The 23,028-nt window shown below is 36.9% G+C and carries 19 protein-coding genes; 1 reads left to right on the plus strand and 18 read right to left on the minus strand.

Annotated features, from left to right (window positions below; translation table 11 throughout):
* Window positions 1-181: 181 nt before the first annotated feature.
* From ACIQVU_RS04545 to ACIQVU_RS04560, 4 genes are all read right to left on the minus strand, one after another.
* A complete protein-coding gene (locus tag ACIQVU_RS04545; RefSeq protein ID WP_340804412.1) occupies window positions 182-1,372 on the minus strand; it encodes a DUF4097 family beta strand repeat-containing protein in 1,191 nt (396 codons plus the stop codon).
* 131 nt (window positions 1,373-1,503) lie between these two features.
* On the minus strand, window positions 1,504-4,368 hold the full coding sequence (gene uvrA / locus ACIQVU_RS04550; RefSeq protein ID WP_402894051.1) for an excinuclease ABC subunit UvrA: 2,865 nt from the start codon (window positions 4,366-4,368) through the stop codon (window positions 1,504-1,506).
* Between the two features lie 7 nt (window positions 4,369-4,375).
* Window positions 4,376-6,355 (minus strand): excinuclease ABC subunit UvrB, encoded by a 1,980-nt coding sequence (gene uvrB, locus ACIQVU_RS04555; RefSeq protein WP_340804409.1) that lies wholly within the window; start codon window positions 6,353-6,355, stop codon window positions 4,376-4,378.
* A 304-nt stretch (window positions 6,356-6,659) separates the two neighbouring features.
* Window positions 6,660-6,902 carry an IDEAL domain-containing protein gene (locus ACIQVU_RS04560; protein WP_340804407.1) on the minus strand — a complete coding sequence of 81 codons (243 nt, stop codon included), beginning with the start codon at window positions 6,900-6,902 and terminating at the stop codon, window positions 6,660-6,662.
* Window positions 6,903-7,128: 226 nt separating this feature from the next.
* Here ACIQVU_RS04560 and ACIQVU_RS04565 point away from each other — a divergent pair, with 226 nt between their 5' ends.
* Window positions 7,129-7,638: a competence protein ComK gene (locus ACIQVU_RS04565; RefSeq protein ID WP_340804406.1), complete on the plus strand. Its 510-nt coding sequence runs from the start codon at window positions 7,129-7,131 to the stop codon at window positions 7,636-7,638.
* 41 nt (window positions 7,639-7,679) lie between these two features.
* Here ACIQVU_RS04565 and prfB read toward each other — a convergent pair.
* The 14 genes from prfB to ACIQVU_RS04635 form a co-directional block, all read right to left on the minus strand.
* A protein-coding gene (gene prfB, locus ACIQVU_RS04570; protein ID WP_402894056.1) for a peptide chain release factor 2 occupies window positions 7,680-8,784 on the minus strand; the annotation gives its coding sequence in 2 pieces (ribosomal slippage) (window positions 7,680-8,708 and window positions 8,710-8,784; 1,104 coding nt in all).
* 84 nt (window positions 8,785-8,868) lie between these two features.
* On the minus strand, window positions 8,869-9,402 hold the full coding sequence (locus tag ACIQVU_RS04575; protein WP_340804405.1) for a competence protein ComK: 534 nt from the start codon (window positions 9,400-9,402) through the stop codon (window positions 8,869-8,871).
* A gap of 389 nt (window positions 9,403-9,791) precedes the next feature.
* Window positions 9,792-12,305 carry a preprotein translocase subunit SecA gene (gene secA, locus ACIQVU_RS04580; protein ID WP_340804404.1) on the minus strand — a complete coding sequence of 838 codons (2,514 nt, stop codon included), beginning with the start codon at window positions 12,303-12,305 and terminating at the stop codon, window positions 9,792-9,794.
* A 128-nt stretch (window positions 12,306-12,433) separates the two neighbouring features.
* Window positions 12,434-12,985 (minus strand): ribosome hibernation-promoting factor, HPF/YfiA family, encoded by a 552-nt coding sequence (gene hpf, locus ACIQVU_RS04585; RefSeq protein WP_340804402.1) that lies wholly within the window; start codon window positions 12,983-12,985, stop codon window positions 12,434-12,436.
* A 141-nt stretch (window positions 12,986-13,126) separates the two neighbouring features.
* Window positions 13,127-13,504 (minus strand): PilZ domain-containing protein, encoded by a 378-nt coding sequence (locus tag ACIQVU_RS04590; RefSeq protein WP_340804400.1) that lies wholly within the window; start codon window positions 13,502-13,504, stop codon window positions 13,127-13,129.
* A gap of 198 nt (window positions 13,505-13,702) precedes the next feature.
* Window positions 13,703-14,113 carry a flagellar export chaperone FliS gene (gene fliS, locus ACIQVU_RS04595; RefSeq protein WP_340804399.1) on the minus strand — a complete coding sequence of 137 codons (411 nt, stop codon included), beginning with the start codon at window positions 14,111-14,113 and terminating at the stop codon, window positions 13,703-13,705.
* Window positions 14,114-14,190: 77 nt separating this feature from the next.
* The gene (locus ACIQVU_RS04600) at window positions 14,191-14,553 is read right to left on the minus strand and encodes a flagellar protein FliT (RefSeq protein WP_340804398.1); all 363 of its coding nucleotides are present in this window, start codon (window positions 14,551-14,553) and stop codon (window positions 14,191-14,193) included.
* Between the two features lie 21 nt (window positions 14,554-14,574).
* Window positions 14,575-16,950: a flagellar filament capping protein FliD gene (gene fliD / locus ACIQVU_RS04605; protein WP_402894062.1), complete on the minus strand. Its 2,376-nt coding sequence runs from the start codon at window positions 16,948-16,950 to the stop codon at window positions 14,575-14,577.
* Window positions 16,951-16,975: 25 nt separating this feature from the next.
* Window positions 16,976-17,365, minus strand: a complete 390-nt coding sequence (locus ACIQVU_RS04610) for a flagellar protein FlaG (protein ID WP_340804396.1) — start codon at window positions 17,363-17,365, stop codon at window positions 16,976-16,978.
* 176 nt (window positions 17,366-17,541) lie between these two features.
* Window positions 17,542-18,969 carry a flagellin N-terminal helical domain-containing protein gene (locus tag ACIQVU_RS04615; protein ID WP_402894065.1) on the minus strand — a complete coding sequence of 476 codons (1,428 nt, stop codon included), beginning with the start codon at window positions 18,967-18,969 and terminating at the stop codon, window positions 17,542-17,544.
* A 312-nt stretch (window positions 18,970-19,281) separates the two neighbouring features.
* Window positions 19,282-19,575: a hypothetical protein gene (locus ACIQVU_RS04620; RefSeq protein WP_402894068.1), complete on the minus strand. Its 294-nt coding sequence runs from the start codon at window positions 19,573-19,575 to the stop codon at window positions 19,282-19,284.
* A gap of 237 nt (window positions 19,576-19,812) precedes the next feature.
* The gene (locus ACIQVU_RS04625) at window positions 19,813-20,754 is read right to left on the minus strand and encodes a hypothetical protein (RefSeq protein WP_402894071.1); all 942 of its coding nucleotides are present in this window, start codon (window positions 20,752-20,754) and stop codon (window positions 19,813-19,815) included.
* Window positions 20,755-20,863: 109 nt separating this feature from the next.
* On the minus strand, window positions 20,864-22,411 hold the full coding sequence (locus tag ACIQVU_RS04630; protein ID WP_402894073.1) for an ISL3 family transposase: 1,548 nt from the start codon (window positions 22,409-22,411) through the stop codon (window positions 20,864-20,866).
* A gap of 51 nt (window positions 22,412-22,462) precedes the next feature.
* The gene (locus ACIQVU_RS04635) at window positions 22,463-22,792 is read right to left on the minus strand and encodes a hypothetical protein (protein WP_402894076.1); all 330 of its coding nucleotides are present in this window, start codon (window positions 22,790-22,792) and stop codon (window positions 22,463-22,465) included.
* Window positions 22,793-23,028 lie beyond the last annotated feature (236 nt).

A 23,028-nucleotide genomic window follows, 5' to 3' on the forward strand; every position in this document is an offset into this window, starting at 1 on the left:
ATTTATGTAAGAGGTATTTCTTTTACTATTATAGCACTCAATTTCTGTTTTTCTATTACAGTTTCATTTCAATCTGTGGTAGTTCCTTCTAATTCGATCTTTCATTGTCATAATGATCATGAAAGTTCGACAAAATGAAAACAGGAACCAACTTTCTAGAAAGTCGATTCCTGTACAATCATTACATTTGTTGTTCTTCTGTTGTTGTATAGCGAACTAAAACAGCACCTGTTTTTGATTCACCCTCAATAAATAAACGATTAGCATTTTCAACCTCTTTATCAAAGCGAATAACTTTTGATAAAAATTGATCTGTTGATTCCATTTTTGACACATCTTGAATGCCAACATCTACTTTCCCAAAGTTCGTTACCACTTTACCGCTTAATGATATAGTTCGTGGTACATATAATTCAACGGCTCCTGCCACCGTTTGTGCCTTAATTTTTGAGGAATTTGTTGAGCAAGTTGTCACAACAACATGTCCATTCACCGATTTAGCCTCTACCTCATCTAATGCACCGTCTAAATAAACACGTCCATTTAATGTTTCAGCCTCTAAATCTTTTCCTCGTACATTCGTTAATTCAATGGAGCCATTGGAAGAATCTACTTCAGCCTTGGCAAAGTTTAATTTTGTTCCTTTAATCGCACCATTCAATGTTTTTACTTTTAATTCTTTTAGTGTTGTATCTTGCAATGACACACTGCCATTCATTAGACGAACTGATAATTTTTCAAGCTGTTCCTTGGGTATAAGCACTTTGACATTTACTTGTACAAGCTTTAATTGACTTAAAATACGTAGTGTACGCTCATCTTCTCTCACAACAAATTGCTCTAAAAAGTGATGGCGTGTCTCCTCTTCACTATCATTGATTTGTGGTGCTTTCACCTTACAAATGACTTGAATCGTATCTCCTTCACTAGCTTCTAATGAAAAGTTGCCATTCGGTAATTCAGCCGTAATATTATCGACATGTGCTGCAGCCACTTCTTCTGTATGCGTAAATTCAACTTTATCGCCGAATGGTGAAGACACGTCAAACTCTTTTACCTTTTTAACAGCTGTATTCATCATATCCATAAATAGGGAACCAATTTGCGTTAAATCTTTACGAAAATCTTGCATTTCCTCTTGGAAATATTTTGTGAAATCATCTTTTTTCTTATTGCTATCTTTTTTTAATTCTTCCTCAAATATTGACCCTTTATCAGTTGAAGATGTTTGTGTTTCCTGTGACACATCATTTATAACATTTTGAGTAGACTTGCCTGATTGCTCTAATGCTTCTAATAATGTAAGCGCCTCTTGTGCCGAAATCGTACCTTTTTCTACAAGCTCTAAAATTCGTTGACGTTCATTTTGCATAAATAAATAGCCTCCCTCAGTTCGTTATACTATTTATACGATTCATTATGTGAAAAGTTTCACTGCAAAATTAAATCAATTGGGCTTTTCATCTTACTTTGAGCGGTCCTATCACTTTTTTTGATCATTTTTTATTGTGAAGCTTTCGCAAGTACAGCTTCCATACGCATACGGTCACGTTCTAAAATTGGCTTTAAATATTTGCCTGTGTATGAGCCAGTCACCTCTGCTACTTCCTCAGGCGTTCCTGTAGCAACAATAGTGCCACCTTTATCGCCGCCCTCTGGACCTAAGTCGATTAAATAATCAGCTGTTTTAATGACATCCAAATTATGCTCAATGACTAATACGGAGTCACCATTTTCAACAAGACGCTGTAGCACAACAAGTAAACGTGCAATGTCATCTGCATGTAAGCCTGTTGTTGGCTCATCTAAAATATAGAAGGACTTACCTGTAGAGCGACGGTGTAATTCAGAGGCTAATTTTACACGCTGTGCCTCACCGCCTGATAATGTTGTAGCAGGCTGACCTAATTTCATATAGCCTAAGCCCACATCCACAATCGTTTGCAGCTTGCGTTGAATCTTTGGAATATTTTCAAAGAACACTACTGCATTTTCAATGGTCATATCTAAAATATCGGCAATGCTTTTATCTTTATATTTCACTTCAAGTGTTTCGCGATTATAACGTTTGCCATGACATACTTCACATGGTACATAAACATCTGGCAGGAAGTGCATTTCAATTTTAATAATGCCATCACCACGGCATGCCTCACAGCGACCGCCTTTGACATTAAAGCTAAAGCGACCCTTTTTATAGCCACGTACCTTTGCTTCATTCGTCGCAGCAAAAACATCGCGAATATCATCAAAGACCCCTGTATAGGTAGCTGGATTTGAGCGTGGTGTACGACCGATTGGTGATTGGTCAATATCAATGACCTTTTCAAGCTCCTCCATCCCTGTTACTTCTTTATGCTCCCCTGGCTTTACCTTGGAACGATTTAGCTTCTGTGCCAATGATTTATATAAAATTTCATTAATTAATGTCGATTTTCCTGAGCCAGAAACACCTGTCACTGCTACAAATAGGCCGAGCGGAATATCTACCTTCACATTGCGTAAATTGTTTTCCTTTGCGCCTTTAATAGCAAGCTTACGACCATCTGGCTGGCGTCTTTCAACTGGTAATGGAATAAATTTCTTACCGCTTAAATATTGTCCTGTTAACGATTTTTCATTATCCATTACCTCCTGTGGTGTACCCGCAGCAACAATTTGCCCACCATGCACACCAGCACCAGGCCCTACATCAATCAAATAATCAGCTGCAAGCATTGTATCCTCATCATGCTCTACAACAATAAGTGTATTGCCAATATCCCGCATGCTTTGTAATGTATGAATTAAACGATCATTATCACGTTGATGTAAGCCAATGGAAGGCTCATCTAAAATATAAAGCACGCCTGTTAAACGAGAGCCAATTTGTGTCGCCAAGCGAATACGTTGTGCCTCACCGCCTGATAATGTTCCCGCTGCTCGGCTTAATGTTAAATAATCTAATCCAACATTCACAAGGAAGCCTAAGCGCTCTTCAATTTCACGTAAAACAAGTCGAGCAATTTGCATATCCTTTTCTGTTAAATCTAGTTCTTTGAAAAATTGATCGGCTTCCTGAATGGAATATTGTGTAACCTCACCAATATGCTTACCCGCTATTTTTACAGCTAATGTTTCAGGCTTTAAACGGTAGCCTTTACAAGAAGGGCAGGCTTGCTGTGCCATATACTTTTCCATTTGCTCACGTACATAGTCTGATGTTGTTTCTTTAAAACGACGCTCCACATTACGCACAACACCTTCAAATTCAATCATCTGATCTCGGACATTGCCAAACTCATTTTCATAATGGAAGTGTATTTTGTCTTTCCCAGAGCCATATAAAATTTTATCCATCTTGTCCTTTGGTATATCTTTTACAGGCACGTCCATTGGAATATCATAGTGGTCACATACAGCCTTTAATAGCTGTGGATAATATTGCGAGCTTGTTGGTTCCCATGGTGCAATTGCATGCTCTAATAATGATCGATTCCAATCAGGTACTACTAACTCCAAATCGACCTCTTGTGTGGAGCCTAAGCCATCACAGCTCGGACAAGCACCAAATGGACTATTAAATGAAAACATACGTGGCTCTAGCTCTCCAATAGAAAAGCCACATAATGGACAAGCATGGTGTTCACTAAAGAGCAACTCCTCATGCTCCATCACATCGACAAGAACACGCCCATCTGCCAAACGTAATGCCGTTTCTAATGAATCGCTTAAACGTGCAGCAATCCCTTCTTTCATCACAACACGGTCTACCACTACCTCAATGGAATGTTTTTTATTTTTATCCAGCTCAATTTCATCGTCTAAATCACGTAATTCACCATCTATACGCACACGAACAAAGCCCTGCTTTTTTAAATCCTCCAGCAGCTTTACATGTGCTCCTTTACGCCCAGATACCATTGGCGCAAGTAGCTGCATTTTTGTTCTTTCTGGATAGAATAATAAGCGATCTACCATTTGCTCAATTGTTTGAGAAGTAATTTCGATCCCATGATTTGGGCAAATCGGTTTGCCAATACGTGCATAAAGTAAACGCAAATAGTCATAGATTTCTGTTACAGTCCCCACAGTAGAGCGCGGGTTACGGCTCGTTGTTTTTTGGTCAATCGAAATAGCAGGCGATAATCCCTCAATTGCATCGACATCTGGCTTATCCATTTGTCCTAGAAATTGACGAGCATAGGCGGAAAGGGACTCGACATAGCGCCGTTGCCCCTCCGCATAAATCGTATCAAATGCTAAAGAAGATTTTCCTGAGCCTGATAAACCTGTTAACACAACTAATTGGTCACGTGGAATTGTAACATCGATATTTTTTAAATTATGAGCACGTGCACCTTGCACGATGATTTCAGTATTTTTCACAAGTCATTCACCCTTCTACCTTCAATTCAAATATTGTATCTCGCAGCTCGGCCGCACGCTCGAAATCAAGCGCTTTTGCTGCCTCCTTCATTTCGACTTCCAGGGAAGCCAAGAGCTGTTCTCTTTCTGCCTTTGTCAGCTTTTTGCCCTTCGTAGCCTTTGTGACGTAGGATTCCTCTTCCTCTGCTACCTGTGTTGCACGAATAACATCTGGAATTTTCTTGATAATTGTTTGAGGCGTAATGCCATGCTCCTCGTTATAAGCCATCTGCAATGTACGACGACGTTTTGTTTCATCAATTGCTTTTTTCATTGAATCTGTTACATTGTCTGCATACATAATCACATGACCATTTGCATTACGCGCTGCACGTCCAATTGTTTGAATTAATGAGCGCTCCGAGCGTAAAAATCCTTCTTTATCCGCATCTAAAATCGCTACAAGGGATACTTCAGGAATATCAAGCCCCTCACGCAATAAATTAATACCGATTAATACATCATATGTTCCTTTACGCAGCTCACGAATAATCTCTATCCGTTCAAGTGTTTTAATCTCTGAATGTAAATACTCAACCTTTAAGCCCATTTCCTTTAAGTAGGCTGTTAAATCCTCTGACATTTTCTTTGTTAATGTTGTCACAAGCACACGTTCATTACGTGCAATTCGCTCATGAATCTCATCAATTAAATCATCTATTTGCCCTTCGATAGGACGCACATCGATTAATGGGTCCAACAATCCAGTAGGACGAATAATTTGCTCCACCATTTCTGGTGTATGCTCTAGCTCATATGGACCAGGTGTTGCAGAAACATAAATAGCCTGATGCACACGACTTTCATACTCCTCAAAGCGCAATGGTCGATTATCAAGCGCTGATGGCAGACGGAAGCCATGCTCTACTAAAACACCTTTACGTGCTTGGTCACCGTTGTACATGCCTCGTACTTGAGGAAGTGTTACATGGCTTTCATCCACAACAAGTAAAAAATCATCAGGGAAATAATCTAACAATGTATAGGGTGTTGCACCTGCTTCACGCAATGTTAAATGACGAGAATAGTTCTCAATACCTGAGCAAAAGCCCATTTCACGCATCATCTCTAAATCATAACGTGTACGCTGCTCTAAACGCTGTGCCTCTAGCAATTTATCTTCAGCCCGCAATAGTGCCAAACGTTCCTCTAGCTCTTTTTCAATGTTTTCAATCGCTTTTCGCATTTTTTCCTCTCGCGTTACGAAGTGGGATGCTGGGAAAATTGCCACATGATCTCGATCTGATAAAATTTCTCCTGTTAAGGCATCTACCTCACGAATACGATCAATTTCATCTCCGAAAAATTCTACACGGATACAATGCTCATCACGCGATGCTGGGAATATTTCCACTACATCTCCCCGTACCCGAAATGTTCCGCGTGTAAAACTTACATCATTACGCTCATATTGCACATCAACGAGCTTACGCAATAGCTGATTACGTTCAATTTCCATACCTGTGCGAATCGATACCACCATTTCGCGATATTCCTCTGGTGAACCTAAACCATAAATGCAGGACACAGATGCAATAATAATGACATCCTCACGCTCAAATAATGCTGAAGTTGCAGAGTGACGCAGCTTATCAATTTCATCATTAATGCTAGAGTCTTTTTCTATATAGGTATCTGTCTGTGGTACATAGGCTTCTGGTTGATAGTAATCATAATAGCTGACAAAATATTCAACGGCGTTATTTGGGAAGAATTCTTTAAACTCGCTATATAGCTGGCCTGCGAGTGTTTTATTATGTGCCATAATAAGCGTTGGTTTTTTTACTTGTTGAATAACATTCGAAATTGTAAATGTTTTACCAGTACCTGTCGCACCAAGTAATGTTTGATGACGCTTACCTGCCTTTACACCCTCCACTAATTCAGCAATTGCCTGTGGTTGATCTCCGCTAGGCTGATATGGCGCTTGTAAATCAAATGTTTGCACACATGTCCCCGTCCTTTCCTTCCAATTTGTACATATATTTTAGCATAGCACTCGTAAAATTTCGAACATTTAACGAACGAATGTTTGTAAAACTTTTTTCTACCCCTAAAATTTATACATAATAACTGCGAAACCAATGAAGTCTTTTACTCTTATCATAGCCGTTTCCGCTAACTTTCAAGCTTCTATTTTAAGCAGGTGACACTACTTTTGAGCAGTTCTCTATCATTTTTGAGCGAATGCCCTTAACGGTTAAACAAAAAAATCCCGCTCTCCACTATTCATGGAGAACGGGGCAATCTTATTATTCATCCTCTGTTTGCTGCAAAGAATTTAGTTCGGCTGCGTAGCGATAAAATGCGTTTTCATCTTTTTCATCGAGTGCTCTATCGATTAGAACCATGAGCTGCTCTTGACGATGCATACGCTGGATACGATTTAAAAATAAATCTAAATAAATCTCGTTTAATAATTTCTCTGCCTCATCAACTTTTTTCGACTGACCAACGGCTTTTAGAAAATCTGTGTACGAATAATATTTATCCAACGATCTCACCTCGATCCTTTTCTAAATTATATGAAAATTGAAATAAAAATGCAATGCTTAAGACTCGAAAATAACTTGGATTGACTATTAATCTCGCGCTATTTGTAGCAAATTCTCTAAGCAATTTCGCTATTTCTTAAGCAATTCTCATCTTTATTGATATTTTCTAGAATTTATTTTATTACCTATACTACAGCTATCAATAGAAAAAGGAGGCATTTTTCATATGGCACAAAATTATGTAAATCGCTATTTAGTATCCTTCAATACGTATGTGCTACAACCAATTCAACACAACTCTAAAATTTTCACACATGTAATTGATAAACATAATGAGCTGATCGTGACACGTAAGCCATTACATGTCCTTCGAAAATCTTGTATTTCATTAGGCACAACCTATGAAGCTGCAAAACAATCAGCCAAGCGCTTTTTTGGCAATCAACATAAGCTACCGATTGCTGTTGCCTTTGATTACGGCTATCCATGTATTTTTCTACCAACCTATTCACCAAACTCCATCCATAATATATGGATTGGTCTTCATGCCATTACTAATATTACCCCTAGTAAAGCTGGCTGTATTGTGACACTCAAAAACGATATACAGATTGAGCTTCCTATTCAATATGCTTCCATTAGCAAACAATTTGTCAATGCATCCATGTTATACAAGCATTATATGAATGAACGAAAACAGCTTAGTCAGGATGCACCATATTCCCCACCCTTTTAACATAAAAAATCCCCCAAGACTCTCTCTTGGGGGAATACATATTAGTTAATCTTTGAACGTAAATAAGCATTAATGAATGGATCTATATCGCCATCCATCACCGCACCAACATTACCTGTTTCTTCATTTGTACGGTGGTCCTTCACCATTGAATATGGATGGAATACATAAGAGCGAATTTGCGAGCCCCAGCCAATTTCCTTTTGCTCACCGCGAATTTCATCAAGCTGTGCCTGCTGTTTTTCTAATTCTAATTGATACAATTTTCCTTTTAACATCGTCATCGCCTTTTCACGGTTTTTAATCTGTGAACGCTCTGCCTGACATTGCACAATTGTACCAGTCGGAATATGTGTAATACGAACAGCTGAATCTGTTGTATTAATATGCTGACCACCTGCACCTGTTGCACGATACGTATCAATTTTTAAATCCTCTGTGCGAATATCAATTTCAATATTGTCATCAAACTCTGGCATAACATCGCAGGAAACAAATGATGTATGGCGGCGGCCAGATGAATCGAATGGTGAAATACGCACGAGTCGATGCACACCTTTTTCAGCCTGTAAATAACCGAAAGCATTATGACCTTTAATCGATAATGTGACGGATTTAATCCCCGCCTCATCGCCAGGGAGGTAATCCACTGTTTCTACTTTAAAGCCACGCTTTTCTGCCCAGCGAGTATACATACGTAATAGCATAGAGCCCCAGTCCTGTGACTCTGTACCACCTGCACCAGGATGTAGCTCTAAAATAGCATTGTTTTGATCGTATGGTCCACTTAGCAGTAATTGTAGCTCGAAATCAGCCATTTTTTGTTGGAATTCTGCTAGCTCTTTGCCTAGCTCTTCCTGTAATTCTTCATCCGGTTCTTCACGTAAAAGCTCTAGTGTCATATCTAAATTTTCATGTGTTTCCACTAAATCTTTATATTCATTGACAATTGCCTTTAAGCCATTTCCTTCATTAATGATTACTTGTGCACCTTGTTGGTCATCCCAAAAGCCTGGCTCTAGCATCATTTCATCTAGCTCTTGAATACGTGCCTCTTTGTTTTCTAAGTCAAAGAGACCCCCTAAAGTCCGCCAATTTTTTGGCTGTAGTGTCTAACACATTACGTACATCTGCTAATTCAATCATTGTTAAATCCTCCGAACGTTAGTAATAAAGCATATAAGCCTTGTATCTTTTTATTATAACGTTTTTACAAAGGAAAACCTACTACTATACTTCATCCTCAAACATATTAAATGCTAAGCGCTGAAATATTTTCGCGCGATCATATTGTACAAGTAAATGCTTTGTGCGCTTCTCCAATTTATACTTTAATAAAAAAGCCCGTTGAATACGGTACTCCAGCGCCCTCACACTAATATCCACTGTAATATCCATACCGTTCATAAAAATAACCTTTGTTCTTTTTTTATCCACAGCTATATAATCATCAATATGATGCACAGCAAACCATATACATTGAGGATGTAAGGGTGACTTACTTGGGAACCATAATATATTACAGCGCTCATGAATGACAATTGGATTTTTATTGAGCTTGCCTAAAACCATTTTTGAGCCATCAAAAGCGCCTCTTAAACTAGAACCAAAATAGCGTAAATTAAAGTCTATTAACTTCGTTGGTGCTAGTTGGGATATATATTCATTATTTTTTTCAATTACCCGAGTACATAAGTTTCCAAAGGCATCATACTCAGGCATATATAGCATTGTATCACTCGTCATAATATCTTTTTTATGCATACATACTCCTCCTTTATACACTTTATGTTTTTAATAAAAATACATAGGAATATACGCTTATATTCCTGATATTTTTCTCGAGTAGAATAATTCCATCAACCTCCTCCTTTTTCTTGCTAAAAATAATTTCGCATAGACATTAGTACCAATATCATATAACTTTTTAGGATAATCCTAGTAATTTGATACTGAACTAAAATCCTATTACACCAGCTATTGTATACCCAAAAATTTCAATTGTCTATAAATTCTGACTTTTTATATTAAATTTTCTTTATTCGTGTGTGCCTCCAGTCCTTTTATACATTAAAAAATAACAAAAGACAGCAAGTAGCTTAACGCTTGCTGCCTTTTGTTGAAAATTTAAGAGATGATCGTTATTGCTTATTTTATTGTCCCGCACCATGGCAGTTTTTATATTTTTTACCACTACCACAAGGACATAAATCATTGCGACCAATATTTTCAGCTTTGCGTACAGGTTGCTTTTTCGGAGCAGAGCCACCGCCATCCTCTTTTGGATTGACAGCTTGTCCCTTCGCCACTTCCTCACGCTCAAGATTATTACGGATTTCTGCCTTCATTGCATATTTCGCAACATCCTCACGAATAGCAGCTACCATATCCTCAAACATCGCAAAGCCTTCTTGTTGATATTCACGAAGCGGATCATTTTGACCATATGCACGCAGATGAATACCTTGACGCAGCTGATCCATCGCATCAATATGATCAATCCATTTTGTATCAATCGAACGCAATAAAATTACCTTTTCAAACTCACGCATACGCTCTGGTGTTAGTTCTGCCTCTTTTTCATCATAGCGCACACGTACTGCATCAGAAATCATTTGATTAATGTCCTCAGCAGACTTGCCTTGGAAATCAGCTACCTTCAACTGACCTTCCTCTAACAGGTTGGCAGCTACAAAATCTTCAATCGCCTTTAAGTTCCAATCCTTCTGCTCACCTTGTGTATATGTGCTCACAACATTATCGATAGTTTCTTGAATCATGGATTCAACAAGCTCACGCATATTTTCTGTTTCTAGTACATCGTAACGCTCTTTATAAATAATCTCACGTTGCTGACGGAGAACATCGTCATATTGCAATAAACGTTTACGTGCGTCAAAGTTATTCCCTTCAACACGTTTTTGCGCTGATTCAACAGCTCTTGATACAACCTTTGATTGCAATGGCTGTGAATCGTCCATGCCTAAACGCATCATCATCGACTTCATATTATCTGAGCCAAAACGACGCATTAAATCATCCTCTAATGATAAGTAGAATTGCGTAACCCCTGGATTCCCTTGACGCCCAGAACGTCCACGAAGCTGATTATCAATACGGCGTGATTCATGGCGCTCTGTACCGATAACGGCTAACCCACCAAGCTCTAATACACCCTCACCAGGTTTAATATCTGTACCACGACCAGCCATGTTTGTAGCAATTGTTACAGCACCTTTTTTACCAGCATCTGCAATAATTTCCGCTTCACGCTCATGATTTTTCGCATTTAAAACATTATGTGGAATTTTATATTTATCCAATAATTTCGAAATAATTTCAGATGTTTCAATTGCCACCGTACCAACAAGCACAGGCTGCCCTTTTGCATGACGCTCTGCAATATCTGCGGCTACCGCTTTATATTTCCCTTCCATTGTTGCAAAAATTAAATCCGGACGGTCATCACGCGCAATTGGTTTGTTCGTTGGGATCGCCACAACACTCATATTGTAAATATTGCGGAATTCCTCTTCCTCTGTTTTCGCTGTACCTGTCATCCCTGCAAGCTTTTCATACATACGGAAATAGTTTTGGAACGTAATTGTTGCCATTGTCATCGATTCATTTTGAATCTCAACGCCTTCTTTTGCCTCAATTGCTTGGTGTAAGCCGTCCGAATAACGACGACCTTTCATTAAACGACCTGTGAAGCTATCAACAATAACGATTTCACCATCCTGCACGACATAATCTACATCATTATGCATACTAACATGTGCTTTTAACGATTGGTTAATGGCATGGTTTAAACGAACATGTGTTAAATCAAATAGATTATCAATACCGAATGCTTTTTCTGCCTTTTCCACACCTGCATCTGTTAATGTAACGCCCTTTGTTGACTCTTCATACGTATAATCTGTTTCCGCATTTAACATACGCACGAAAGCATTGGACTGCTTATAAAGCTGTGCTGACTTCCCAGCCTGCCCCGAAATAATTAATGGTGTACGCGCTTCATCAATTAAAATTGAATCCACTTCATCGATAACAGCATAATGCAATGGGCGTTGTACACGTTCCTCTTTATACAGCACCATATTATCACGTAAATAGTCAAAGCCTAGCTCATTGTTGGTACTATACGTAATATCAGCTTCATAGGCAGCACGCTTTTCTTCCTTTGAAAGGCTATTTAAGTTCAGACCAACTGTTAAGCCTAAGAAATTATAAAGCTGTCCCATCTCAGCAGCATCACGGCTCGCTAGGTATTCATTGACAGTTACAACATGTACACCTTTACCAGTTATGGCATTCAAATAAACGGCCATTGTAGCCGTTAATGTTTTACCTTCACCTGTTTTCATCTCTGCAATATTACCCTCGTCAAGAGCGGCTGCCCCCATAATTTGCACACGGAATGGGTACATCTCTAATACACGCTTCGACGCTTCACGACAAACAGCAAAGGCTTCCGCACGAATCGACTCTAACGCCTCACCATCAGCATAGCGCTTTTGAAACTCCTCTGTTTTTGCCTGTAATTCAGCATCAGAAAGCTGCGTCATTTGAGAAGCGAATCCCTCAACTTGGTCAGCGATTTTTTCTAATTTTTTTAACTCACGTTTATTGAAATCAAATAATTTATTTAATAGGTTTGCCATGAATGTTTTTCACTTCCTATATAGATTCAACTTTCATTTTACCATTGTGTAACAGTTTCATGCAAACAGTCACCCTATTCACACAAAAAGACCCTCGCCATTGCGAGAGCCTTTGTCATTATGCAAGTTTAAGTTGTTTCAATTAAGCCATATTTACCGTCTTTACGTTTATAGACAATATTTGTGCCGTTTGATTCAGCATCTGTAAAGACATAAAAATCATGACCTAACATATTCATTTGTAATACAGCCTCTTCTTGATCCATCGGCTTTAAATCGAATTGCTTTGTACGCACGATTGCGTATTCTTCTTCCTCTGAAACAGCATCAGCGGCTGCTTGTGTACTAGCAAAATAAAGGCCTGCGCCTTCACGCTCACGGAATTTACGGTTTACTTTTGTTTTATGCTTACGAATTTGACGCTCTAATTTATCTACAATTAGATCAACCGCAGCATACATATCATTATGACGCTCCTCAGCACGAAGCGTTAAGTTTTTCATTGGAATCGTAACTTCCACTTTTGTTTGCTTATCATTGTAAACCTTTAAATTGACATTAGCGTTGGCGTTAACATCTTCGTTAAAATAACGTTCAACTTTCTCAATTTTTGTTTCAACATACTCTCGAATAGCTGGAGTTACCTCAATATTTTCACCACGAATGTTAAAGTTTAACATGTAAACTCCTCCTTTATAACTGCTATACTATATATTTCTACACAAGTGTGTGAAATTCCTCTAAAATCATTCTTTTTTTTACAAAAAATTTTAGTTCTTTTAACAAACATTTTTAGTAGCAAAAGCAAGAAAGAACACTATTTAATTATTTTGCTTTTTCGCCTCTGCTGCTTCTTTTCTGCGTCGTAGCTTTAGTTCTTCAATAATCAAATCCTCAACAGCCTTTTGATTATTAAAAAACACACCATATTGTTTGCCATTGCCAAAGGGACGGCTCCAAATCACCTCTCCATAAGCACGCACCCTTTGCGTATCCAAAACAAAATGGATATCCAATGGTGGAGGATTCACACCTAAATCCACTTCTGTAAACATCTTTAACCCACGTGGACTAATATCTAGCAATTCTGCTGTAGCCGTTTGCTCTTGATTAACTCTACCATTCTCATAAATAGCAAAAGTCATTGGAAGAGGCTCCTCAAATTTAAAACGGAAGCCTTCTTGACGCTTAAAAATCATATTCCCACCCCAATACTATGTTAAACATATATATTGCTTTGATTATGACACGATGTATAGCTAACAGCTAGAGGGAATAAGTAACATATTTTACCGTTAAATAGCCTAAATTATGACGATTTAGTGATAATTACAAATTATTGATGAATTTTAACCTAAAGAAAAGGAACCATCGTTGATGATGGTCCCTTATTGTGTCTAAATTTGCCCGCTGTTCCCCTGACCAAACTGCTGCTGTCGATTAATGCGAATAACTTCCTTCCACGTATCGCGGAATTCCGTCACCAATCCCTCAACTTCTTCAACAATCGCTACATCATTTTGAATATTCGCCTCAACTAAGCGATGGTTCATATATTCATAAAGCGGTAACATTTGCTTTGAAATTTCAATGTCCATATTAAGTGTTGACATTAGCTCAGCAATAATTGCCTGTGCCTTTTGAATATTGGTATTTTTCTCTTGTATATCCTTCTCTTGCATTGCTTGCTTTGCCTTATGCAAAAACTTTAGACATCCATTATAAAGCATTAACGTCAGCTCGCCAGGAGAGGCAGTCGTCACACTATTTTGTTTGTATGCATTTTGTGCTGCAAAATTTGCTGTCAATTAACGGACAACTCCTTTGAAAGGTTACTTATTTACTATTTTAAACCATTTTCCGAAGAAAAGCTAATAGGTAAATATTAATTCTTTTTGTCATAATACATGCCATCCATCACACGAACGTCTGAATAAGGATTAAAATATTGCTGTTCACTTTTTTTCGTTTTTTGTAAATTAACCATATCCTGCTTTACAGCGTTCATCACAGCAGCCAATCGCTCTTTAATACCATTATCAAGCTCTAACAATGTACGATGCACACGATTTTGTTCATCAAAACGAAATCCCTCTTGAATAAGGCTCTCAATAATTGCTCCACGCTTATCCAACATCTCATTAATGGTTTCAATGTATTCATCACGATCTTCGCCCTTTGGAATATCACCCAAATACTTAAATAAATTAGCTGACGTTTGCAAAAATTGATCTATAGATTGTTGCATAACACTCTCCTACCTCGCTAATTAAAAGCCGCCTCCAGCATTTTGCATAAACAGACCTGATTGTTGATTGGCTTTGTTAATAGCTTGCTCCATTGCTGTGAATTGCTTCCAGTAACGTGCTTCGATGTTTTTTAATTTATCTTGCCATGTTGAAATACGTTTTTCCGTATCAATTAGATTTTTACCTAGCGTGTATTGCTGTTCTGTCATCGTAGCACGACCAGCTTTTTGCTCAATTGAAATTTTGAATTCATCCATTGAACTACGGAGTCTTGCAAGATAGCCTCGTGTATCAACAGTTTGGCCATTTACAGTATCCTTTTCATTACCGGCATCATTTTTAAATAGGCGTGCTACTGCATCTGGGTCTTCTTCTAGCGCTTCACGTAGTTTCTTTTCATCAATTTCTAATGTGCCACCATCATTGTAATTTTTTGTAGTTGTAATACCGATACTAAATAATGTCTGGAATTTTGAGTCCTCAAGACCTGGAACTGTTTCATAGACAAGAGAACGCATCTTCGAAAGTCCATCACGAAGGATAGAATCATTACGAAGTAAACCACTCTTCGCTTTCTCTTCCCAAAGCTTAATTTCATTTTCCTTCATATCTTTTTTCTGATCTTCTGTTAGTGGCGCATAATCTCGATATTTCGTTTGTGTCGTTTGGTCTTTTAAATCTGTAACGAACGCATTGTACATATTCACAAAATCTTTAATTTTGTTCATCATATCGTCAACGTTTGTTGTAGAAGACAATGTAACAGCAGCTTCAGTTGGGTTTGTAGGCAACCCTTCTTTAATATTTTCAGTTCCTTCTTCTAAAATCCCTGCAGCTTCAGCTTCAGCCTTTGCTGATGCAAATGCGGCAGTCGCATTTGTTAAACGAGCTTCTCCAGCAGTAAGTGCAGCATCCGCTGAGTTTTTAGCAACTCTTTTCTCATCATGTACAATTTGTAATTGTGCAAGTTCAGAGTAGGCTGTTAAATCTGCCTTAGTAACTGTATCTAATTTTTCCTTTTGTGCTGTAGATAAACTAGCTAATTTTGCTTGAACGCTTGCTTGTAAATCTGCATCTAAGCTTAGCCCTTCAAATGGATCGTCCTTGGATAAATCAAGGCTAGCGATCACATCAATTTCATCAGCAGTTAACCCACTTAAAAAAGACTTATTTAAACTAGCATAGTCAACCTCTCTATTGGCTTCTGTACGGAATTTCGTTAAAGCTGTTGCATCTAAATCCTTCAATGTTTCTAGCTGTTCCTTTGAAGTTAAAGAAGTGTGTAGCTTTTCCTTTAAATCTTCTGAAATCGTACTATCAGCTGAGATTTTAGCCAGCATATCTTCAAATGTATCATCTTGATCAAATGCAGGAAGATTACCTAGCTCTGAAATCTCGTCATCAGTTAGATTAGCTAAAAATGATTGATTAAAGCGGTTATAAGCTGCTTTCTCTGTATCATCAAATCCAACTTTAAATACATTATTAAGCTTATCTTGATATGCAAGTGAGGCTGTATTAAATGCCTGATTTGCAGTTGTAGCTTTTGTATCTAAATCAGCCTTAGCTGCTGTAGCATTAGTAAATTCTGTTTGTGCAGCAAGATATTTATTTACATTTGTAGCTGTATCATTAAATGTCTTTTTTAGGGTAATGTTATAACCATTAAGTGTAAATGTGTTTGAATTACGCTCTGTGGCAATACCATTTACTTGGAAAATAGCATTTTTCCCTTCAGTTACTGTTGCACCTTCACCCTCTTGTAACTTCAATTTACTTATATCCGTATTTGTGCCATTAGCATTAACACCATTAACAGTGATATCGCCTTTACCGGTATTTTGAGCTGTGAAAGAGAAGCGTCCGTTTTCAAAAATTGCTGAAACACCTGCATTACTTTCGTTCACTTTTTCAATAAAGGAATCTACTGTCATATTGGATGTAATTGCAACTTTTACACTTGTTGGATTTGAACCATCAGCTGTAGGAGCTGTGAATTCAATAAATTTCGTATCACTTCCCACTAAATCACTCATTTTTGTTGAACCAGTACCATCAATTTGTCCACTTGTTGTACGTGCTGCAGATGCTAATTGTGAAACCCCTTCAATGGAAAGTGTTCCTGTAGCCTTACTAGTTGCAATAGCTGATACTAAATCTGAATTTGAGCTACTTGCTGTTTTTGTATTTAAATTTTTTAATACTAAATTATCTGCAATGTACGTATCAAATGTTCTTAACTTATTGTTAACATCGCGATAAGCATCACGTTGCCACTCATATCTTTGTTTATTTTGTAATAGCTTGTTTAATGGTGCCTTTTCTGCATTCATTAATTTTTCTACTAAAGCATCAATATCCATTCCTGACGCTAAACCGCCAATTCGCATTACCATAGTGAGTCCTCCATTTTACTTATTTTTATATTTTTTCGTCTACAATCATCCCAAATAATTTTTGCATTTCATAAAAGCCATCTAATAGCTTTTTCGGCGGGATTTCTTTTAATACCTCATCTGTGGCGCTGTCTACTACAGTTATATAATATCGATCTAAGCCTTCATGATACTTAAATTTTGCAGCGTTCTGGTTTACTTCCAGCATTTTATTCATTTTTTCAATGACATCTTGTACTTTTGCTTTCGTTTCATCATCATTACTTAGTTGTTGTACCTGTTCCATAATAGGTGTAGCACTTTTCATCGTAGCATCGCTTCCTTGCGTTGCCACTTTCTCCACTGCTGGTGCATGAGAGGAGATTTGCTGCTGAATTGTTACTGCACCATTATCTGCATTCCCTGAAATACGCATAATTTCATCCTCCTTGAATCTAATACAGATATGATTGTTACTAATATCGGATAAAAAAAAGAGAATTTCAGTTTTTTTTAAAACAATGCAGATAATAGGAGAAGAATGTAATAAATATTCTGCACTTTATATTACAAAAAGCATGGCGCTGTACCATGCTTTTGATATTTCTTCTATTATTTTAATATCTCTAATATTCCTTGGCTCATTTGATTGATTTGCCCCATCATTGCTTGAGAAGATTGCAAAAGAATTTGATCCTTTTTTAGTTTAGATATTTCTTGTGCCATATCAGCATCGCGTAAGAGAGATTCAGCTTTTGTTAAATTTTCTTCTGCATTTTTAACATTACTATAAGCGTGCTCTAGCCGATTGTAGATAGCACCATATTCACTGCGGTAATTTGAAATTTGTTGCATTGCGTTATCAATAATTTCCAAAGCTGCCACTGCACCATCATGAGTAATAACAGATACCTTATCTATCCCTATTTTCTTTGTACGGCAATCATATAAATTAATGTTCATATTTTGCCCTTCATTCGCACCAACTTGTAAAATCAACGGATGCATTATATCCTCTTCATTAACGCTACTGGCAGAAGAACCGATAGCTTCTCCAATGTTTTGTGATAATTCCGATCCCCAATTCGAATTGCCGTCCAATTGAACCGTTTGTCCATCTGTTTCATGAACGACATGCTCAAGCCCTGATGATGTATTCATCACCGCATGTAAAGTAATGTTATGCTCTTTTAGCAATTCCGCCGTAGCAGCTGCTTTCTCGTTATCATCTCCTGGTTCATCCGTAATAATAATCATATGCTTGTAATTTGTATTACTATTTGGATACTCCCTAAAATCATAAAAATTTATTACTTCTTCAATAGCAGTCATATTATTTTCAATGCCTCCACGATTGGCTATGGCAATATCATTTATTTCCGCTATTACTTCATTTATATCACTCGTCCATCTATTTCCATCAAAATCACTTTTATCATAGCTTGTATCAGCATAATTTAATATGCCAATTCGAATATCAGTAACACCTTTTCCTTGAATGGAAGAAATTAAATCCTGAATATTATTAGCAAAATTTTGCTGTCTAAATGACATACTGCCTGTATCATCAAATACTAATATAAGATCAACTACTCCATTTGGCGTTGCAACTGGTGTTTCAACTGGAGGACTTAAAACTTTAATTGTATTAAATTCCAGACCATTCGCAATATCATCAATGCCCTCTTTAATAGCATCAATTTCCATTTGTATTTTTAAGCGATCATCATTCGTTAACGTATCATTAGCAGCTTGTATAGCTAGCTCACGCATACGTAATAAGTTTGGGTCCGTAATACTTGCTAAGCCTTCATCAGCCGTTTGCAATAATGACAGACCGTTTTGAATATTTTCTCCTGCTTTATGTAAGCCACGTATTTGAGCTCTCATACCTTCACTAACACCTAAACCTGCAGCATCATCTGCAGCCTGAGTAATTTTATAGCCTGAAGATAATTTATTTAAAGTTTTATTCAACTGAGTATTTGTATAATTATAACGGTTTTGAGTAAATAGACCTTGGTTGTATTGGATTCTCATTTCTTTTCTCCTGATTATTATTAGTTAAATTATACTATACAATCAGCATCAGTCAATTACCTAAAATTTCAAATTAGAGGGATTTATTTTGAGGGTTTAAAATACAAAAGTAATTAATTTTTATAAAAAGGCTATACAAAAGTAGTTGATAGTTTTGCACAGCCTTTTCCAATTAACTTAGGTAAGTTAATTGGAAACAAATAATATCGTCTTCTTCTATTCTTAATTCTAGGCTCTAATAATACAATATAGATTAATAGTACTGCAAATTACTTTTCAGATATCGAAGTTATAGTAATAACTCCAATAAGATCACAACTTAAATGTTGCCGAAATCTTATTGCAGGTATTTGGAATCACTTTATAACCTTTATATTGTTCTAAGGTATTTACATGCTTTTTTTCTGGATATCTACTACTTTTTTTATTATTTACACAAACAATTGCTTCTCGAGCATCGGCACTTTGATTAGGTAAAGCTACTCCATTTATCGCTGCTCCATGATGCGGTACAACAATTATGCTATATAATTTCATAAAATATTGGGGAAACTCTATATATTCACAATCACCAGGCAACAACATTGAATATCCATTGTTTTTCACTTCTAATATAAGCCCCAAATTATTTAAATCATTGTATTTCGTTTTCCAACTATATGTATTCCCAATTACAACCTTTTTTCCTGCTTGATTTCCTTGTCCTTTTCCTAATACAAAATAATTATTGTTAAAAATAACCTCTCCATTAAATGTATCAGCAACAAAAATGGTATTAATACTACTTTCCTTTGCTAAATAAGCAGCTAACCGCTTAGATGATTCACTTGCAGCATCAATAATTTATGGAACAATCCATGTTTTCTCATAATCAACTTTATCCAATTTCGAAACACCTAAAATATGATCTAAATCCCAATGAGAAAGCATAATTAAATTTGATTTTTTAGCCTCTTGTGCAGCCTGTTGTATCGCATCCTCATGAAGTTTGCTTGTTTCCGTTATAGTAAATCCAATGTCAAAACAAAATGAAAATATTTCGCTCCCTTTGTCGATTCCTTTCACTTGAATCCAATTTCCTTGACCTACCGAATAGACAACGACATTTAACTCAAAATCGTTATATTGTGACAAATTTAAAGCTTGTTCAAATTGCTTCATCACATCATTAGCATTTTTCGCTATCCAGTTTTTTTGTTCTTGACTTAGTAGTTGACTAAAACGCTGTTCAATATTTGTTGAAACTTCTTCTCCAAATACTAGCTGTCTTCCTTTACGTTTGAGAGGAGAAGCACTAAAAAGAAGTGTGCCTTTCATCATTCTTTCATTAAATTCATCTTGTACAAATGCCTCAGCATAAAGACTTACCTTATACCACCTATTTCTCTCTAGCTCCATCTGCTCTATTTTTTCAGCCGTTAAACCTACTGGCACAAATTCATAAAAATATGGTCGGTAATGTGGTAAATTCGAATCATACTCTCCTAATAAATAACCCGTATCTACTTGAAGCATCTTTTTATTCGTTAAAGTAACAAAAATCTCCCCATCCTCTTCAACAATTTTACCGTATGTTTCTCTATTTTGAATGGTGTCATTACTGTATAAAACGACTTCCTTAAAGTCATTTACAATGCGATATGTATCAAGAAAGAAATCCTTTGTATTATCCACAATTGGAGTAGCATATGGATAATTGTCATCTTTAGTCTGATATAAAGAATAATTAGCATCACCAATATACTTCCGCTTACTCTTTGCAAATAAATATTTTAAATGTTCCACAGGCATTTCTTGTAGATTTACAAATGCTACGATGTTGGTTTTTACGCAAAGTTGGTGAAAACATTCAGACTTATGTATAACTACAATTCAAAGTTATTTCAGAATACAATCAAAACCGATATTGCATCCGTTTTTCCAGTAAATCTGGTTTTGCGCGACCATACATCATGCGTTTAATCCATTTTAATCGATTTACTTGTCCCTCCAATAAACCATTTGAATAGGGGGATGCAAAAGCATTTTTTACAGCCGCTAAATCTAAACGAAGTCCGGTACTATAACTATGAAAAGGTGAATTTTTATTCACCAGTTGTGTGTTCATCCAATCGATTAAAGGCTCGATCGCTCTGTTCTCGAATATAGTTCGATATTCTTGTACTATTTTTTCGAGTGGTTCAAGAAATGAATATAGATGCTGGCACTTCTCCAACACTTGCTTCTGCTCATCATTCAATTGCTGAAAACCTCGCCAAATCCATTGTGAAATTTTTGCTCTTGAAATTTGTTGAATCAACGCTTGAGTAATTCCTTTCTTTTTGTTTGCACGATAAGGCTCTATAAAATGTCGAAGAGCAGAAAGACTGCCGTTGTAGCCTGCTAAACGGATTTTCTTGAGAATTTGATCGGTTGTAAGATGCTCGGTATCATACGCTACAATCAACTCATAATAGGGCTGTAGCTTTGCTTGTGCTGGCTTTGTTTTACGCTTTGTTTTCCGTGGAGGCGTGACTTGTTTTAAATATTTGTAAATGGTGCCACGACTTAATTCATATTTTTTAGCTAGGTACGAAATCCGTACACCTTCTTTGTAATCGTCTTGTACTTGCTGAATCAACTGCCAGCGTAGTTCATCTATAGGCTTTTCTTTAGGTAATTCAATTATTTGATTTGGTTCAATCGACCATTCAATTTGTGCAGGCAGTTTTTGATCAAGCCATTTAATTAACGCTTCTTTTGCATTTTTAATCAAATGCCAGCGATCACTTATTTGTTGGATTGCAACGTTTGCATTGGTGATGGCTTCTCGATACGTTTTAGAGCCGTCCCTACTAACGGTTTGAATATGTGGTCGCGCTACGAGCCAAGATTCAATGAGTTTGCTCGTTCTGCTAGGTAAAATGGCAAGGGGTTGATGTGTTTTTAAATCACAAATAAGCGTCCCATAATTATGACCTTTTCGAAAAGCGAAATCATCGATACCAATTGCGGTTGTCTGTGGTAATGCAATCATTGTTGAACGAATCAGCCTTAGAAAAGTATCGTGGCTGATTCTTCTTAAGTAGGATTGGGCTACTCGCTCGGCTTGTCGGCAGCTCATTGAAAAGACTAATTTTCTTAAGAACTGTTGAAGTCGTTCCGTTCTCCTTGCGTACGGTAGAAGCCATGAAAAGCGTTCTGTAACAATACGCTGTTGACAATAAATTTCTGTACAAAACCATTTTCTCGATTGTAAACGGATAAGAACATGTTGACTACCAACGGAGAGATCTTGTAGTTCACGTGTATAAAAACTGTGTTGGTGCTTACTTTGCGAGCCACACGATGGACAAAATGCATATGTTTTTGTCAGTTGTAAATAAAGTATAACAGCTGTTTCTGTTGTTTGAAGTGAATAAAGCGAAAGCTGTTTTTCAGGTGCCTGCCAAGGTATCAACATGAAAATCAGTCCTTTTTAATACTATACCCGAAAAACAAGTAGTCGTTGCTTTCACCAAAAGAGCGTAAGAACCGATTCGTTGACATTTGTATAGATTCGCTTAATTGCATAAGTAAACATTGTATCTACGAAATTTGGAAAGAGTTCTAAAAAGTCCTCTTTAGTGTATAGTTCTAACATTTTTCCGTAATATAGCTCGCCATTATGATAGATAAAAATATACCCTGGTTCCTCTTTACATGCTTCCACGGTCTTTGTAGCAAGCGATACATCAATCAGTACAAATTGTAGAAGTCTATGTAACTGCTCGTCACTTAATGTCATAACCTTCCCTTGATTATCCCGAACGTCTTTAAGATTATTAAAAAATAAATGTTCCATCCTCCATCATCTACCTTTTTCCCCATGTATTTACCCCATTATAATACTATGCAAATTATGTATAAACAAAAAAGGGATATTGGATACACCAACCCCCTTCTAAAATAAATATAGCTGTACTATATAAAGAAACAATTATATACATTCTATCAAATTCATTCATCTTAATATAGATAAATAAAATAGTAATACTTCTACCTTTGGTTTTTCAGTGTAGGTAAAAATAGTTTTCACAG

It is taken from the genome of Lysinibacillus sp. NPDC098008 (assembly GCF_044760715.1).
GTDB lineage: Bacteria > Bacillota > Bacilli > Bacillales_A > Planococcaceae > Lysinibacillus.

What these genes read in the sequence shown, in the direction of transcription:
- ACIQVU_RS04545 (WP_340804412.1), bottom strand. Translation starts at nt 1,372, where the DNA reads ATGCAAAATGAACGTCAACGAATTTTAGAGCTTGTAGAAAAAGGTACG.
- ACIQVU_RS04565 (WP_340804406.1), top strand. Translation starts at nt 7,129, where the DNA reads ATGGCACAAAATTATGTAAATCGCTATTTAGTATCCTTCAATACGTAT.
- ACIQVU_RS04575 (WP_340804405.1), bottom strand. Translation starts at nt 9,402, where the DNA reads ATGCATAAAAAAGATATTATGACGAGTGATACAATGCTATATATGCCT.
- secA (WP_340804404.1), bottom strand. Translation starts at nt 12,305, where the DNA reads ATGGCAAACCTATTAAATAAATTATTTGATTTCAATAAACGTGAGTTA.
- hpf (WP_340804402.1), bottom strand. Translation starts at nt 12,985, where the DNA reads ATGTTAAACTTTAACATTCGTGGTGAAAATATTGAGGTAACTCCAGCT.
- ACIQVU_RS04590 (WP_340804400.1), bottom strand. Translation starts at nt 13,504, where the DNA reads ATGATTTTTAAGCGTCAAGAAGGCTTCCGTTTTAAATTTGAGGAGCCT.
- ACIQVU_RS04600 (WP_340804398.1), bottom strand. Translation starts at nt 14,553, where the DNA reads ATGCAACAATCTATAGATCAATTTTTGCAAACGTCAGCTAATTTATTT.
- fliD (WP_402894062.1), bottom strand. Translation starts at nt 16,950, where the DNA reads ATGGTAATGCGAATTGGCGGTTTAGCGTCAGGAATGGATATTGATGCT.
- ACIQVU_RS04610 (WP_340804396.1), bottom strand. Translation starts at nt 17,365, where the DNA reads ATGCGTATTTCAGGGAATGCAGATAATGGTGCAGTAACAATTCAGCAG.
- ACIQVU_RS04615 (WP_402894065.1), bottom strand. Translation starts at nt 18,969, where the DNA reads ATGAGAATCCAATACAACCAAGGTCTATTTACTCAAAACCGTTATAAT.
- ACIQVU_RS04630 (WP_402894073.1), bottom strand. Translation starts at nt 22,411, where the DNA reads ATGTTGATACCTTGGCAGGCACCTGAAAAACAGCTTTCGCTTTATTCA.
- ACIQVU_RS04635 (WP_402894076.1), bottom strand. Translation starts at nt 22,792, where the DNA reads ATGGAACATTTATTTTTTAATAATCTTAAAGACGTTCGGGATAATCAA.